A 15628-nucleotide genomic window follows, 5' to 3' on the forward strand; every position below is an offset into this window, starting at 1 on the left:
GGGGAGTGCGACCGCGTCTACGTCGAGAAGCAGTCCGCACGCTCTCGTGCCGATCGGGTGAAGCTGGCCGAGTGCATCAGGTATCTGCGGGACGGTGACGAGCTGGTGGTCGCGTCGATGGACCGACTCGCCCGTTCCCTAGTCGATCTCAAGCAGATCGTTGGTGAGGTCACCGCGAAGGGCGCGAGCGTGGAGTTCGTACACGAGCGGGCCACCTACGCCGCTGGTGCCCAGGATCCTCGAGCCGACCTCATGCTGTCGCTACTCGGGGCGTTTGCCGAGTTTGAGCGGGCCATCATCCGTGAGCGCCAGGCCGAGGGCATCGCCATCGCCAAGGCGAAAGGCAAGTACAAGGGACGGAAACGCGTCCTGACCGACGAACAGATCGACAACGCCCGCACCCGCGTTGCGGCGGGGGAGGGGCCGACGGCGATCGCCCGAGACCTTGGGATTGGACGTTCCACGCTCTACCGGGCCCTGCAGCGCCGGGGGCGTAGTTGTTGATGGGTGGCCGACCTTGCAGTAGCCCTGCCACATCGAAGGAAAACGGGTGGTTAAGTTTACGAAGATTTGATGAAGAAAACCGACTGCGGCGCCGATGCGCCACGCCCACGTCGCAGAGAGTCGACACTGGGGCCACCTCGAGAGTCGAGGGTGTCGATTTCGAAGGGAAAGCGCGATGGATATGACGGGCATGATGGGCCAGGTGCACGACGTGCTGCACCAGCTGATGGCGTGGTTTCACCAGATGAGTGGAATGCCGATGATGGACATGATGGACATGGCGATGTAGAACACTACTTTCGCGGAGTGACCCGGTGGCGGGGGCGGGCAATTCGGGCCGCTGAAGTGTTCCCGGCGGCGATTCCACGCTTCGGCAGGGGCGACGCGTGTCGGGGCCGCGGCGCAACCGGTATCAGGGTGCCGGTACAACGTCGACTTCCCGGCCGCTGGTCAGTGCGTCCCACTCTGCCGGCCCGCGCTCACCGGAAGAGTGTCGCCGGGATGCCGTGCCCTGGCCGGCGATCACGGTAATTTCGTCCCTTCACCTTGGTTGCCTGATCGTTGACAGGGGCCGATCGAACAAATCACGCTGGTCTCGATGTCCGCGACTACGATGGCCGGACTTCTTGCCGCGGACCGTAAAACCGAGAGCATCCTGCCGAGTGCGATCGGCTTGCGCGGCCGTCGCCCGCAGGCCAGAGAACCTCGAACCCTGAGACGGTGCCGTTGCGCGCATCAGTCCAGTAGACCTTGCCGACCACGGCGTCGGTCACGTGAGCTGGCGCGAAACCGTGGACGCGACCGCGCGCACCGCATAGTTGGCCGGGTGGATGGCGACCCGGCCATGAGGCCGCCTCGGGGCCGGTCGGCTGGTGGGGTTCGCCGCACACCTCCGCCGGCGGTCGAATCCCTACGCGGGTGACCGCCTCGCTCCCGGAGCGCCACGGTAAAGGGGCCTGGGTAAGGAAAAGGGTCGATTCCGGCAGGGCAGGCGATAGGTTCCTGATGGTGATCGGGAAGTAGACGTTTACGGGTTGTATCGGTCGGTCGAGTGCGACCGACGCAGCCTCGCTCGGTGTGAACTCGACTGGCTCGCCGACGGTGATCTCTAGCTTGACTTCGCCTCCTCGGACTGTGTCGGAGTAGACCGCGGTCTGGCCAAACTTGCATGACCTGGTAAGTGGGCCTGTTTCGCAGACCGTGAGGTCAGGCACCGAAGTGGGATCATCTTCGAGGCCCGCTAGGGAGGGCTGCTCGGTGCTCGAAGTGGCTGTGTTTTCTGCCGCAGACGGGGCGTCGTCTTCCAGGAGCGCCCCGACAGTAATGATGCTGCCCAGGATAACGCCGACGCCGCCGACCGTGGCCCACATTTTCCAGGGGACTGGCGGCTTCGGCCTACGAAAGCTCAGGGTCGTTCGCACTCGGCCATGCTGCTGCGAGACCAACTCCCAGCCTTCCTGCTGCTTACTGGTGATCGCTTTCGACTCAGTGCCCGGGAACGCTTTGATTTCGGTGATCTCGTACCGTGGTTCCTTACTTGACATGTCTTTCCCGTCCGTCGATAGCGGTGCTGTGGGGTACCCGTGCCCAAGGGCGGGGATTAGCTACTCGGTGGAGTTTGCACTATTCATCGGACAAGTAGCGGTACACCGACGTGCGGTGCAGACCGAAGAACCGGCCCAGTTCCGCGGTGGTGTAGCCGCCGGTGGCGTGCATCTGGCGGAGCCTGTTGGCGTCAGCGGGGGAGAGCTTGGGCTGCCGACCGCGGTACTTGCCTTCGGCCTTTGCTCGAGCAACGCCTTCGCGGGTGCGCTCGCGGTTCATGGCGACCTCAAACTCGGCGGCCATACCCAGAACCTGGAATAGCATCGCGCCGACGGGATCGCCCGGGTCATAGGTAGACCGCCCGACAGTCAGGGATGCGCCGACACCCTGTATCTGGTCTGCAATGTCGAGCAGGTCTCGAAGCGATCGTCCGAGACGGTCGAGTTTGGTCACGACGAGCTCGTCACCATCGCGCAGTTCGGCTAGGGCGCGATCCAGTGCCGGACGCTTACGCCGTCGGCCACTAACCCCGCGGTCGAGGTGGATCCGCCGAGGATCAACGCCGAGCTCGATCAGTGCTTGTCGTTGTGTCTCGACGTTCTGTTCCTCAGTCGAAACGCGCCCGTAGCCGATCTTCACAACGGCAGTGTTGCATACGACCGTGACTTGCCCACCTTTATTGCGCTACATGTCTACGCCACAGCGGCAGGAGTCGCCGTTAGTGTTCGACCTGCGCGAGCCTCCGATTGGGCGTTCGCTCAGAAAGTGTCGCGTTAGACGATCGTCTAATGCGACACCATCAGGCGGGGCCGGAGTGGGTGGGGACGGTGCTGTCACGGCAGAGGCAATCCGGCGAGTGCTGCTGCTGCGCCGAGGGATGCGCAAACGGCGAGGGTGCGAAGGACTGACCATTTCAGTGCGAAGACCAGGATCAGCGCGACGAGGGTGATGGCGGTGCTGACTGGTTGCCAGGTGCCCAGGTTTGGTAGTTCGAGATGGATCGGGCCCCAGTGAAGTGCGGTGGTGGTGGCGAACAGGGTGTGGAAGGCGAAGTAGAGGGCGAGGTTGGCGATCACGCCCACAACGGCGGCGGTGAGGCCGGTCATTGCTGCGGAGAGTGCTTTGTTGTTGCGGAGTTGCTCGATGTAGGGCGCTCCGAGGAAGACGAACACGAAGCACGGGACGAAGGTGACCCAGGTGGTGATTAGGGCTCCGAGGGTTCCTGCGAGCCATGGGTCCAGGCCTCCGGGGTTGCGGAAGGCGCCGACGAAGGCCACGAACTGCACGACCATGATCAGCGGTCCGGGTGTGGTTTCGGCCAGGGCGAGTCCGCGGACCATTTCCCCGGGTGCGAGCCAGCCGAACACCTCGACCGCTCGTTGGGCGACGTAGGCCAGGACTGCGTAGGCGCCGCCGAAGGTGACCAGGGCGGTGCCGGTGAAGAACATGCCCTGGGTGGTGAACACGCTGTCGGTGCCTGTGAGGAGGGCGACGGCGAGCAGGGGTAGCCCCCAGACGGCGATGCCGATCGCCAGTACCGTTGCGGAGCGTCGCGCGGTCGGGCGCTCAGCGTGCAGCACATCGTCAGGGATCAGTGGCGGCGTCTCGTCGGTGTCGGTGGTGCGGGCGGGGGTTTTGCTCTGTAGTGCATCGGGGCGGGCGCGGCCGATGAGCCAGCCGGTGGCGGCGGCGGCGATGATCACGACGGGGAAGGGGATGGAGAATACCGACAGCGCGAGGAACGAGGCGACGGCGAGCAGGACGAGTGCGCGACTGGCCAGGGCTCGGCTGCTGACCCGGTGGACGGCCTGGGCGACGATCGCCACCACGGCCGGTGCCAGGCCGGCGAAGATCGCGGTGACGGCGGTGGTGTCACCGAACGCCACGTAGATGCCGGATAGGGCGAGCATGGCCACCACGCCCGGTAGGACGAAGAGGGTGCCGGCAGCGATGCCGCCCCGGGTGCCGTTGAGGAGCCATCCGGTGTAGATGGCCAGCTGCTGGGCTTCCGGTCCGGGCAGGAGCATGCAGTAGTTGAGGGCGTGCAGGAACCGTTTCTGGCCGATCCACTTCTTCTCGTCCACCAGGGCGCGTTGCATCACGGCGATTTGTCCTGCCGGTCCGCCGAAGGTCTGGAGGCTGATGGCGAACCAGGTGCGCAGTGCGACCCTCAGCGGGATCGCATCGCCGCTCGCTTTCCGGGTTGGAGCCGAGGGTGTCTCGGTGTCGGTGGGGTTGTTGGCGGTGCGGTCGTTGGTCATAGCGCGTCCCGGTTCTGGTGATGGGTGGGAGTGATCAAGCGGGGCGCCCGCCGAGCAGGCTTCGACGGTAGTACTCATAAAGGCCGTTGAAGACCGGGGTGGTGACGGCCATGGTGTGGTGGTCGTCGCCGATCAAGGACAGTCCGCGTAGGACCGTGTCCAGGCCAGGTGCTTCAGGGGCCTCGTATCGGTCGTCTTCGAGGTCGGCCTCGTGGATGATTTCGGCGATGCGCCACAGCACGGGGTCGGCCAGGTCGTAGCGACGCAGGATGGTCTCGAATGTGCAGTCGCCGTTGTGGTGGGACAGTTCGACGCCTCGCATGTCGAACGGGGTGGCGTCTGCCGGCACGTCGTCGGGTCCGGCGACGAAGATGAACTCGGCCTCGCTGTCGACGAACCGGGTGATCAGCCACGCGCAGGCGGCGCGATCTATGTGAATTCCGGTGCGGGTACTCCACTTCACAGCGATTCCTTCGTCTGGGTGTTGTCGGTTTGGGTGTGGTCTGCGGTCTGCGGGTCCGGGCTCGCGAGTTGGCGGAGGGCGGTGTGGGCGACGGCGCGTTCCGGTGGGGGGAAGTAGTCGCGCCTGGTGATCTGCCGCCACTGGTTGCGCAACCGGCGCAGGCTGCTCACTCGCTCCTCCTCGGCCGCGTGCAGGGCCGCGGCTGCCTGGGCGGTGAGCTCGGCGTACTCGGCGGCGCGGGCGTTGCGCATCTGTTCGATGAGGTAAAGTTCCTGGGCCTGGGTGGTGGCCGACGCGATCCAGATCCCGGCCTGGCCGCCCCACTCGAGCACTTCGTCGGCCAACCACTCCAGGTGTTCGCGCGACCGGGCGTCATCGGGCAGGGCGACGACGTTGTCCGCGAACTGGGCGACCCCGAGCTTCTTGAGCTTTCGCCACAGGGTGATCCGAGGTGTGGACGGTTCCCGAGGCAATCGGTAACTCAGCAGCACCCACTGGCCGCGCGTCGCGGAGGTCGCATCGTTCACTCGCGAAATGAAACCACGGTTACACCCTAGGCGCCAGCGGTTTATGTCACGCCGGGCCTTTCCCACGAGTCGGCGGTGCCAATGTGCAAGAATCTGCGTATGGATGCAGATAAGCAGATGTGCGGTCTTGATCCGGACAGTCAGTTCGTCGAGCTGGCTGTAGAGGTGTTCGCGATGTTGGCCGACGCCACCAGGGTGCGGATCATCCTCGCGCTGCGGCAGGCGGGGGAGATGTCGGTGAATCATCTTGCGGATGTGGCGGACAAGACCCCGGCGGCCATCTCGCAGCATCTGGCGAAGCTGCGCTTGGCCCGGATTGTCGAGAGCCGGCAGGAGGGCCAGCGGGTGTTTTACCGTCTGGCCAATGAGCACGCCTCCCAGCTGGTCTCTGACGCGATCTTCCAGGCAGAACATGCCCTCGGGGGCACGCCCCGCCACCATCGGGTCCCGGTCGATCAGCCGCCGGTGGTGTCGACCGGACCCCAGTGATGGTGGGGGTTCTTCGCAAACCCACCTACGCCCGGCTGTTCGCCGCGCAGGTGGTGGCGCTGCTGGGGACGGGCTTGCTGACGGTGGCGCTCGGGCTGCTCGCGTTCGATCTGGCCGGAGGCGATGCCGGTGCGGTGATGGGGACGGCGTTGACCATCAAGATGGTGGCGTATGTGGGTGTGGCGCCGGTGGTGGCGGCGTTGGTGGATCGACTTTCGAAGAAAGCCGTCCTGGTGGGAGCGGACCTGGTCCGGTTCGCGGTCGCGTTACTCCTGCCGTTCGTTGAGCAGGTGTGGCAGATCTACGTCCTGGTGTTCGTCTTGCAAGCGGCCTCGGCGACGTTCACCCCAGCGTTTCAATCCCTGATCCCGGCAGTGCTCCCGGACGAGCGTCAGTACACCCGCGCGTTGTCGCTCTCGCGGCTGGCTTATGACCTCGAATCACTACTGTCGCCAGCTATCGCCGCCGCGATGTTGGCCGTGGTGAGCTTCCATGACCTGTTCGTCGGCACCGCGATCGGGTTCGCCGGATCCATCGTGTTCGTGCTTGTGGCGCACCTGCCGGCGGCATCTGTCACGACCTCCGGATTGCCGTTCTGGCGCAGGCTCCGCGAAGGGGCCGCGGTGTTCGCCCGCACGAGAGAGTTGTGGTTTCTGATGTGCGCCAACGTGGCCGTGGCTGCGGGTACTGCGCTGGTCATGGTCAACACCGTGGTCTATGTCCGCGGCGTGTTGGACCGTGATGATTCCGACCTCGGACTCGCCCTGGCGTGCTACGGGTTGGGGTCTCTTCTGGTCGCGGTGGCCACACCGCGACTCGTCGAACGTCTCGGGGTGATCCGCACGATGGCGGCCGGGATCGCGGTGCTCGCGATCTTTCTGACCGTGGCGGTGGCGGTCACCGTTGCAGTGCACTCATCGGGCACGGGGTGGGGATGGCTACTGGGCACGTGGTTCGCGCTCGGCGCGGGCACATCCCTGATCAACACGCCGTCAGCGCGATTGCTCGCCGCCGCCTCCACCGAAAAGAACCGCAATCTGGTCTACACGGCTCAGTTCGCTCTCTCGCACGCCTGCTTCCTCATCACCTACCCCGTCGCGGGCCTGGTGGGCGCATTGAGTCTGACCCTTGCGTCCAGCGCACTCACCGCGATCGCTGCACTCGCCGCCATCGCTGCGGCAGTTGCGGGAATGTCGAACGGCCCAGCCTTACGGCCCAGATAGCAGGGGCGGGCACGCGGCCATTCAGGGTGGGGGCGGAGCTGATTGCCGACCGCTGAAACGGCGAGAGTCGCGCGGCTCGTGCACACCCAAGCTTGATACAGCGACTGGATATCGGTCGCTCACCGTCTCCCGTGCGTTCTCGCGAAGGAGTTCGGTGTGACAGGTGCTGGTGGCGCTTCGGTGGGGTGTCAGGTGAGTTTGACGGAGGTGAGGCAGGTGAGGTCGTTTGCGCCGGTGGAGATCTCCGCTGTGCCTGTTGTGTTGCCGTAATCGATGGTGAACCGCCCCAGGTTTCCCGCCGCCTCCTTTTCGAGTCGAGGAGGATGGCTGTATGCCGAAGAAGATCGATCCCGCGGTCAAAGAGCGGGCGCTGCGGATGGTGGCCGAGCACCGCGGTGAGTACGCGTCGCTGACGGCCTGCTGTGACCAGGTGGGCCGACGTCTGGGGCTGGGCAAGGAGACGGTCCGGAGGTGGGCTGTGCAAGCCGACATCGACGCCGGAACCCGGCCCGGCGTCAGCACCGAGGAGAGCGCCGAGATCAAGCGCCTCAAGGCCGAGAACCGGCGGCTGACCGAGGACCTGGAGATCATGCGCAGGGCCTCGATTTTCTTCGCGGGGGAGCTCGACCCCCGCAACCGGTGATCTGCGAGTTCATCGACCAGATGAGGTCCGAGGGGCATGCGGTCGAGTCGATCTGCCGAGGCCTGCGCAAAGCGGGCCTGCAGATTGCCGCACGGACCTACCGCGAGTGGACTTCGCCGCAGCGCGTGGTGGCGGCCAGGACCGTCAGCGACGCCGAGGTCGAGGACACCGTCCGCAAGCTCGTGTGGCAACCCGATGGGCAGGGGCGGCGGAAGATGCAGCCTGCGGGCCTGAACGGGCGCCGCAAGATGCTTGCCGAGGTGCGCCGGGCCGGTCTGACCACAGCCAGCCCAGGAGCAGTGGACCGTGTGATGCGAACGCTCGGGCTATCAGGCGTACTCCGGTCCAAGAAGGTGTACACCACTTCCTCGGATCCGGACGGTGTTCGGGCGCCGGACCTTGTCGATCGCGACTTCACCTCGGATCGGCCAGATCGGCTCTGGGTCGCCGATTTCACATACGTCCGAACGTGGGCCGGCTTCACCTACGTGGCGTTCATCGTCGACGTGTTCGCCCAGCGCATCGTGGCGTGGAACGCGGCCACCTCCATGGCCACGGACCTCGTCATGACTCCGCTGCGGATGGCGCTGTGGCAACGCGACCGCGAAGGGCACCCAGTCGAGCCGAAATCGCTGATCAGCCACTCGGACGCAGGCAGCCAGTATACATCTGTAGCGTTCACCGAACGCCTCTCCCTCGAGGGGATCGAACCGTCGATCGGCAGCGTCGGCGATGCCTACGATAACGCGCTCATGGAGACGATCAACGGCCTCTACAAGGCCGAGTGCATCCGCTCGTCGATCTTCCACGACGGGCCGTACAAGACGCTTGCCGACGTCGAGTACGCCACCGCCGCATGGGTCGAGTGGTACAACAATGACCGGCTGCACTCGAGCCTGGGATACGTCCCGCCCGTCGAGTTCGAGCTGAGTTACTACGCCGCTCTCAACCGAGAGTTGCAACCCACATAGGGAGCGGCGGGAAACCTGGGGCGGTTCACCATGACAGTAGTCCTGGTTCCGTGGGGTTGTGGAGTCGGTCGGGGTGAGTGGCTCTTGCGGGGCGCGGCTGCGTGCTGGGTCTACAGTCTGTCGTCGTGGATGGGTATGGGCGGGTGTCGCCGTCTGGGTTATCGCGGTGGGCGGGCCGGGCGGTGTCGAGTCCGGTCCGGGTGGTCGCGTTGAGTTTCGCCGCGGCGATCGTGGTGGGCACCGTGGTGTTGATGTTGCCTGTCTCGGTGACGTCGGGCAGTGGTGCCGGGGTGACCGAGGCGGTGTTCACGGCGACGTCGGCGGTGTGCCTGACCGGGCTGATTGTGGTCGATACCCCGGTGTACTGGTCGGGGTTGGGACAGGTGGTGATCCTGGGTCTGATTCAGATCGGCGGTCTGGGGATCATGACGTTGGCCTCGTTGGTGGGGTTGGTGTTGGCGAACCGGATCGGGTTGAAGGCGCGGCTGAACACCACGGCCGAGGCCAGGGCCGCCGAACTGGGCCAGGTCCGCGACGTCGTGATCGGTGTGGTGCGGATGAGCGTGCTGATCGAGGCGTTGGTGGCGGCGGCGCTGATGCTGCGGTTCGCGGTCGGATACGAGGAACCGTGGTGGCGGGCATGGTGGCTGGGGGTGTTCCATGCGGTCTCGGCGTTCAACAACGCCGGGTTCGCGCTCTACAGCGACAACATGATCGGCTTCGCCACCGACCCGTGGATTTGTGTGCCATTGATGGTGGCGGTGGTCCTGGGCGGGTTGGGGTTCCCGGTGCTGTTCGAGGTGGGCCGGCGGGTACGGCATACCCGCACGCAGCGGCGCGAACACCCGCGGTGGAGCCTGCACACCCGGCTGACCGTGTACGTCACGGTCAGCCTGCTCCTGGTTGGGTTCGCGGCGGTGTTGGCGCTGGAGTGGACCCGCACCCTGCAGTCCTTCGGGGTGGCCGACAAGGTGCTCGTGGCCGCGTTCCAGGGGACGATGCCCAGGACCGCCGGGTTCAACAGCGTGGATTACGCCCGGATGGACGAGGCGACGCTGCTGGTCACCGATGTGCTGATGTTCATCGGGGGCGGCAGTGGCGGCACGGCGGGCGGGATCAAAGTGACGACGTTCGCCCTGCTGTTGTTCGTGTTGATCGCCGAGGTCCGCGGCGAGAAGTCGGTCACCATCCTGGACCGGCGGGTGGACACGCGGGTCCAGCGCCAGGCCCTGGCGGTGGCACTGATCGCCATCGGACTGGTGATGGTCTCGACGATCGTGCTCCTGGCCGGAACCGAGTTCGGACTGGGACAACTATTGTTCGAGGTCACCTCCGCGTTCGCCACGGTCGGGTTGTCCACCGGAATCACGGCGCAGCTTCCCGGGTGGGGGCAGTGGATACTGATCGGGTTGATGTACCTGGGGCGGATCGGTCCCATCACCATGGTCAGTGCCCTGGCCGCCCGGCAGCGTGGACGCCGGTATGACCTGCCCGCAGAAAGGCCCCTCATTGGCTAAGAGAAGTGCCCCCGATGCGGTTGTCGTGCTCGGACTGGGCCGGTTCGGCAAGTCTCTCGCCCTGGAACTGATGGCCCAGGGGGCGGAGGTGATGGGCGTGGACGCCAGCGACACCGTAGTGCAGAAGATCGCCCACCGCCTCACGCACGCGGTGGTGGCCGACACCACCGACGAAGAATCGCTGCGGCAGTTATCGGTCCATGAGTTCGACCGGGCGGTCGTGGGCATCGGGTCGGACCTGGAAGCGAGCCTGCTGACCGCCTCGGCCCTGATCAACATGGGCGTGACCAACGTGTGGGCAAAGGCGATCAGTAACTCCCACGCCAGGATTCTCACCCAGATCGGCGTGCACCATGTCGTGCGTCCCGAGCACGACATGGGCAAACGCGTCGCCCACCTGGTCCGTGGACGGATGATCGACTTCATCGAGTTCGATGACGGGTTCGCCATGGTCAAGACCACCGCCCCCGCCTTCGCCACGGGCTGTAGCCTGGGCCAGTCCACCATCCGGACCGACTACGGCGTGACCGTCGTGGCGATCAAACGCCCGGGAGAGGGCTTCACCTACGCCACCGCGGAGACGATCCTGCACCCCGGAGACACCATCATCGTCTCGGGAAAGGTCCGCGACACCGAGCGTTTCGCCGACCTGGCCTAACCCCGCCACGCGTGCCGAACGGACACCGCCGGTTGCAGAGTCGGCCAGTTCGGCGACACCGTCTACTGATCAGGTGCCGGGTTCTGAGGTGTCGAGTTTCGGTGGGGTTGGACGCAGCACGTGGCGGAGCGGACCCAGGCGGGCGGCGCTGGCGCCCAACCTGGGCGTGGTCTCTGTCGGCGACGACACCGCCTCTTCCTGGTGGACACCCCGGAGCAGCGGCGGATCGGGATCTCCGACTCCCTCGAGCTGGCGTGGCGGGACTGGCTCGGCTCCGCCGGGTTCGACCGCCCCGAGGGCCACTGGCCGCGGCAGTGGGCGCGGGCGTACGTCGAGTTCGCCGCCGGGGAGAAGCGAAAATACCTGCACGACCTGGGCCTGCGGATCATCCCCACCGTCGGCTGGGAACGTGGACCTGCTGCAGACGCTCACGCACGCCAGGCTCGCCGCCCCGTGAGGTCGAGGGCGGCTGCCAGGCTCGAGCAGCAGCGCGACCAGCCTGAGTTGGGCGTCGAAGGACAGCCCCGCCTCGGGCTCGTCGCCGAGTACGTGTACGGGACGGACCGCTGGGAAGGCTTCCGTGTGCACCCGCTGCCGGCTTCGGTGGCGGCGGCGTGCACGGCTACAACTCGTTGGAGGGCACGTTCCTCGGAGGCTGCATCTTCTCGGGGATGAAGGCCGGCCGGGCGATGGCGCGGGAGGTCTGATCGAGGCAGGCACCGCCGGCGCGGCGGTCGTCGCTGTCATGCGCGCGGCGGGGAGGCCCCTGAGCCGCCGGCCGCCGCGTCCTGAGCAGCACTGTCACCTGTGACCGGCCGCCCGCGGGTCTGCGCCCGCCCACGCAGCACACCGAGTTCGTAGGTGGCCAGCACTATCAACCACAGAGCGGTGATGGGGATGACAAACCACAGCATCGCGGCACTGAACGGCCCCAGCGCGTCGTGGTCGGCCGCCTGGAGCACGACGTAGGCGATGTACGCGGCGTAGAAACCAGTGAAGAGAACGCCCTCCCACCGTGCGATCGCCAGGCCGGTGAAGGCGATCGGGAGCAGTGCCAGGGACACCGCGAGCATGATCGGCAGGTCGAAGCGGATGGCCCCGGCCGCGATCTCGATCGGCGCGATGAGTGAGGTCATCCCCAGAACGGCACCGATGTTGAACATGTTGCTGCCCACGATGTTTCCGATCGCCAGGTCGCGCTCACCTCGGATCGCCGCGACCATGCTCGTCGCGAGTTCGGGAAGGGATGTCCCGACGGCCACCACCGTGAGACCGATGACCAGGTCACTCATCCCCCAGGCCGACGCGAGATCACTGGCCGCGGTGACGAGTAGCCGTGCCCCGATCACGAGCAGCGCCACCCCGGCGATCACGAGAGCGCTGTTGAGGAGGACCGGGTGCGAGGTCTCGCCCCCGGTCGGCGTCGTCTCGCCCGCGCTGTCACCGGCCGGGGCGTCCAATGCCTCGGTGGCGCGGTCTCCATCCTGTTTGCGCGCGATGACGATCGTCGCGGTCGTATAGGTCACGAGGCCGGCGAACAGCAGCAGACCGTCGAGGAAGCTGATCGTGCCGTCGAGTGCCACAAGCAGCACGACCAGAGAGAACAGCACCATGATGGGGATGTCGACTCGCACGATCCGGGACGTCGCCACCAGAGGGGCGACGATCGCGGTCATCCCCAGGATGAGCAGGATGTTCGCGATGTTGCTGCCCACGACGTTGCCGACGGCCAATCCCGGGTATCCGCTCAGCGCGGCATCGACGCTTACCGCGAACTCCGGCGCCGAGGTGGCGAAGGCGACGACGGTGAGTCCCACCACCAGCGGGGAGATCCCGAGGGTCGCGGCCAGACCGCCGGCGCCCCGCACCAGCACTTCGCCGCCGCCGATGAGCAGGGCGAACCCCACCGCGAGCGCGGCCACCGTCAGGGCACTCATGTCAGCTCCGATCGGGTGGTGATGAACCCCGGTCCGGCTGGCGGTGACGGCCTCGTTGCATTACCCATGGGTCGATGATCCCGTGCCGGACTCCGGTTTGTCGATGCGCCGGCAGCGATTCAGCCGGCGGAGGCGACCGCCAGCGGCAGGACAGCCGGGACCCCGGACGAGCGGAGATGCCGGGCTGCCTCGGTGATCGTCCACCCCGTCCCGAGCAGGTCGGCGACCAGGAGGACGGGGCCGTCGGACGCTGTCGACGGGCCGGAGAACGTGCCCCACAGCTGGGCCACGCGGTAGGCCGAGTTCTGGGCGGTCACCGTCGGGAGCGCCTCGTCGCGGCTGAGTTCGCCGAGGTAGTCCATACGGCCCATCTGTGACAGCGCGCGCGCCAGGCTCTGTACGAGGATCGGGTGCTCGCCGGTGAGTAGCGCCGCGACACCGGTCGGGCGGTCGTCCCAGCCCCACTCGCGCAGGACCGGTACGCAGGCGCGGGCCAGCCACTCGGGTGCGTCCTGGTCGGGCTCGGCGAGCAGGGCGCGCAGCTTCTGGCCCAGGCCCAGATCGGTGAGGCGTGCCAGAGCGCGGCCCTCCGCGGGACCGTCGGCGATCTTGCCCTTGAGTGGGACGTCGAGCTTGGCCAGGCCGGTGGGCCGCTGGCGGCGCGGAGGCAGCACCACGCCGGGCCGCTCGAGCGCTTCGCGGGCCCGGGTCAGCGCGCCCGAGTCGACGGAGGTGGTGCGTCGCTGGGGTCCGGGGCGCAGATACGGCCAGTTCACGGGCGCCAGCCCGGGGAGAAGATCGGCTCGGTTCTGTACTCGCCACGCGCAGGTCCGCACCTGTCCGGACGCCAGTGGGTAGCACAAGAGGCCGCAGGTAGCAGCGCCGCCACCATCCCGCCATCGGCTGGCGGTCACGGTCCAACAAGGGCGGAAGCGCTGGCCCGGCACCTGCTCACGCGCAGGTCACGAGGCCAGTCGGGCACTACGGGCGAGGGGCAGTTCGGGGAGGGGTCGAGTTCGCACAATCTACAACTCGGCATCGTTAGCTTGTCATAAGATAAGTTATCGGCACTAACATAGGGGCAGGTAGGAGGCCTATTGGGGCCACGGTGTGCTCCAACCGTGTTTACGGGTGGCCCTCGTCGCCCTCGGTGATCTGGTCCAGGGCGGCGGTGAGATCGTCCTCGCTGGGTAGCGCCTCCTGCTCGGCGGGAGGCAGGCTCGCGTAGCTGAAGGTCGAGACTGCCAGGGGCGCGCCAGCCTGGTTCAGCGCGTAGCGGACGACGCGATCGTTGCGGCTGCCGCAGACCAGGATCCCGACAGTCGGGGCATGCGCGGTACGGCGCAGGCGATCCTCGACGAGAGCGACGTAGAACTGCAGCTGCCCGGCGTGTTCTGGCTTGAACTTGCCGGTCTTGAGCTCAATGACGACGTACCGCAATTGCTCGACGTGGAAGAACAGCAGGTCGGCATAGAAGTCCTCGCCCCCGACGTCGAAGTGGACCTGCCTTCCCACGAACGCGAATCCCGGGCCGAGCTCGCGCAGCGTATCGACGATCCGGTCGGTCAAGGACTCCTCGAGCTCGCGTTCGGCGACCTCGCCGGACAGGTCCAGAAAATCTAGGATCAGCGGGTCCTTGGCGATCTGCTGGGCAAGCTCGGAATCGTGCGCAACAAGCTGTTGCGCAAAGTTCGATGGAGCCGCCCCGGTGCGTTCGAGGGCGCTGCTGGCGATCATGTTGGCCAGCACGTTGCGCGACCAGCCGTGCTCGACGGCTGCGGCGGCGTACTTGTCCCGATCGTCCTGGGCGCTGAGCTTGTCCAGCAGGACAGTCACATGCCCCCAGGGCAGGTACGCAACAGGGTGTTGCGTGATTGGCCCGGCGGGCCAGGCGCCGGCGAAGGTCGCCATGTACTGCAGGTTCCGGGCAGAAAAGCCCTTCATCTGGGGGAACTCGGCCCGAAGATCCTCGGCGAGCCTGCGAATCACACCGCTGCCCCACCCGTGCCGGGCGCTCTCCTCGCGCACAGCCTGCCCGAGGGACCAGTACAACTCGATCAGCTGGGTGTTGACCCTGCGCTGCGCCGTGACCTGTGCTCGTCGGACCCTGTCCTTGAGGTCTTCGACGAGGCGCCCATAGTTGGATGGCAGGTCCAGGTCCCGGGAGTTCACCCGCCCATCCTGGCAGGCGCACCCCTGGGACCCAGCAAGCTGGTCGGTAAGAGGCTGACGATGGAAGGGATGGCCCGGTCGCAGTGGCCGGGCCATCCCTGATCTCAATCATTGCCAGCTGGAAGAGCCTTCACCGTCTCGCTCAGGACCCAGCCGAGGCCGCCGCCGATGAGGCCGGCACCGATGGCACCTCCGGCCACTATCGGCAGGATCGCCGACGACGCCAGGATGGCGACTCCGGACAGTCCCAGGCCGGTCACGCCGGACGCGATGCCGACAAACTGCCCCGGCCGGCCAATGGGATGTCCGCGAGCGGCAAGCGTAGCGACCATCACGGTCACCGCGATTGCGCAGTACGCGCTCACGCTAAGCGTGAGTCCGATGATTGTCGGATCCATATTCCTTCTCCGTTCGGTTGGTGGTAGGTGGGATTGTCCACACGACTCGTGACGCCCCGTTTTGTTCGCCTGGCGTCTCAGTAGCGGTCAGCGCTTGATCCTCGACATGGGTGCGGGCGTCCCCTATCATGGGTAACAGCGGAAACAAAATACGTTACCAGTTACCCGTTACCGAACACGGAATCTGAAGGGGCGCCATGTCGTCGTCGGAGAAGATCGCTCACGCCTATGGGGTGCTCGTCGCGCGGGGGGACAAGGTCACCGTGCGGGCGGTGCAGAAACAAGCGGGGGTGCGGATCGGCGAGGTGGCGGCGTGGATG

Annotated in this window: 14 protein-coding genes and 1 pseudogene; 7 read left to right on the top strand and 8 right to left on the bottom strand. The window is 66.4% G+C overall.

Going from position 1 to position 15628, the window contains the following annotated elements:
* A partial coding sequence (locus tag G6022_RS02755; RefSeq protein WP_182690988.1) for a recombinase family protein occupies window positions 1-504 on the top strand: 504 nt, incomplete at its 5' end.
* A gap of 1623 nt (window positions 505-2127) precedes the next feature.
* On the opposite strand, the gene G6022_RS02760 is transcribed toward G6022_RS02755, so the two are convergent.
* From G6022_RS02760 to G6022_RS02775, 4 genes are all read right to left on the bottom strand, one after another.
* Complete coding sequence (locus G6022_RS02760; protein ID WP_182640178.1) at window positions 2128-2688, bottom strand: recombinase family protein; 561 nt, start codon at window positions 2686-2688, stop codon at window positions 2128-2130.
* Between the two features lie 194 nt (window positions 2689-2882).
* Window positions 2883-4310 carry a chromate efflux transporter gene (chrA, locus tag G6022_RS02765; RefSeq protein ID WP_182640177.1) on the bottom strand — a complete coding sequence of 476 codons (1428 nt, stop codon included), beginning with the start codon at window positions 4308-4310 and terminating at the stop codon, window positions 2883-2885.
* A gap of 34 nt (window positions 4311-4344) precedes the next feature.
* Window positions 4345-4773: a chromate resistance protein ChrB domain-containing protein gene (locus G6022_RS02770; protein ID WP_061917796.1), complete on the bottom strand. Its 429-nt coding sequence runs from the start codon at window positions 4771-4773 to the stop codon at window positions 4345-4347.
* Window positions 4770-5300 (bottom strand): Chromate resistance protein ChrB, encoded by a 531-nt coding sequence (locus G6022_RS02775; RefSeq protein ID WP_182640176.1) that lies wholly within the window; start codon window positions 5298-5300, stop codon window positions 4770-4772. The genes G6022_RS02770 and G6022_RS02775 overlap by 4 nt, the downstream gene beginning before the upstream one ends.
* A gap of 99 nt (window positions 5301-5399) precedes the next feature.
* Here G6022_RS02775 and G6022_RS02780 point away from each other — a divergent pair, with 99 nt between their 5' ends.
* The 6 genes and pseudogenes from G6022_RS02780 to G6022_RS02805 all read left to right on the top strand — a co-directional run.
* Window positions 5400-5789, top strand: a complete 390-nt coding sequence (locus G6022_RS02780; RefSeq protein ID WP_063935708.1) for a metalloregulator ArsR/SmtB family transcription factor — start codon at window positions 5400-5402, stop codon at window positions 5787-5789.
* A complete protein-coding gene (locus tag G6022_RS02785) occupies window positions 5789-7012 on the top strand; it encodes an MFS transporter (RefSeq protein ID WP_182640175.1) in 1224 nt (407 codons plus the stop codon). Before G6022_RS02780 ends, G6022_RS02785 begins: the two co-directional genes overlap by 1 nt.
* A 331-nt stretch (window positions 7013-7343) precedes the next feature.
* Window positions 7344-8626 (top strand): IS3 family transposase gene (locus G6022_RS02790; protein ID WP_182640174.1). Its coding sequence is split into 2 segments (ribosomal slippage): window positions 7344-7617 and window positions 7617-8626, totalling 1284 coding nucleotides; the frame shifts between segments, so codons are not numbered across the junction.
* Window positions 8627-8808: 182 nt separating this feature from the next.
* Entirely contained in the window at window positions 8809-10143 is a 1335-nt protein-coding gene (locus G6022_RS02795) for a potassium transporter TrkG (RefSeq protein ID WP_347237888.1), read from the top strand.
* Window positions 10109-10801: a TrkA family potassium uptake protein gene (locus tag G6022_RS02800; protein WP_182640173.1), complete on the top strand. Its 693-nt coding sequence runs from the start codon at window positions 10109-10111 to the stop codon at window positions 10799-10801. Before G6022_RS02795 ends, G6022_RS02800 begins: the two co-directional genes overlap by 35 nt.
* A gap of 192 nt (window positions 10802-10993) precedes the next feature.
* Window positions 10994-11215, top strand: a pseudogene (locus G6022_RS02805) (FAD-binding dehydrogenase); the annotation flags it as partial.
* Between the two features lie 329 nt (window positions 11216-11544).
* On the opposite strand, the gene G6022_RS02810 reads toward G6022_RS02805, so the two are convergent.
* From G6022_RS02810 to G6022_RS02825, 4 genes are all read right to left on the bottom strand, one after another.
* Window positions 11545-12738: a calcium/sodium antiporter gene (locus G6022_RS02810; RefSeq protein ID WP_007632942.1), complete on the bottom strand. Its 1194-nt coding sequence runs from the start codon at window positions 12736-12738 to the stop codon at window positions 11545-11547.
* A gap of 119 nt (window positions 12739-12857) precedes the next feature.
* Window positions 12858-13514, bottom strand: coding sequence for a hypothetical protein (locus tag G6022_RS02815; RefSeq protein WP_007632943.1), 657 nt, complete (start codon window positions 13512-13514; stop codon window positions 12858-12860).
* Between the two features lie 349 nt (window positions 13515-13863).
* Window positions 13864-14910, bottom strand: coding sequence for a PDDEXK nuclease domain-containing protein (locus tag G6022_RS02820; RefSeq protein WP_182640169.1), 1047 nt, complete (start codon window positions 14908-14910; stop codon window positions 13864-13866).
* Between the two features lie 104 nt (window positions 14911-15014).
* A complete protein-coding gene (locus G6022_RS02825) occupies window positions 15015-15308 on the bottom strand; it encodes a hypothetical protein (protein WP_182640168.1) in 294 nt (97 codons plus the stop codon).
* Between the last annotated feature and the right edge of the window lie 320 nt (window positions 15309-15628).

The organism is Dietzia sp. Cai40, from assembly GCF_014145165.1.
Taxonomy (GTDB): Bacteria; Actinomycetota; Actinomycetes; order Mycobacteriales; family Mycobacteriaceae; genus Dietzia; species Dietzia natronolimnaea.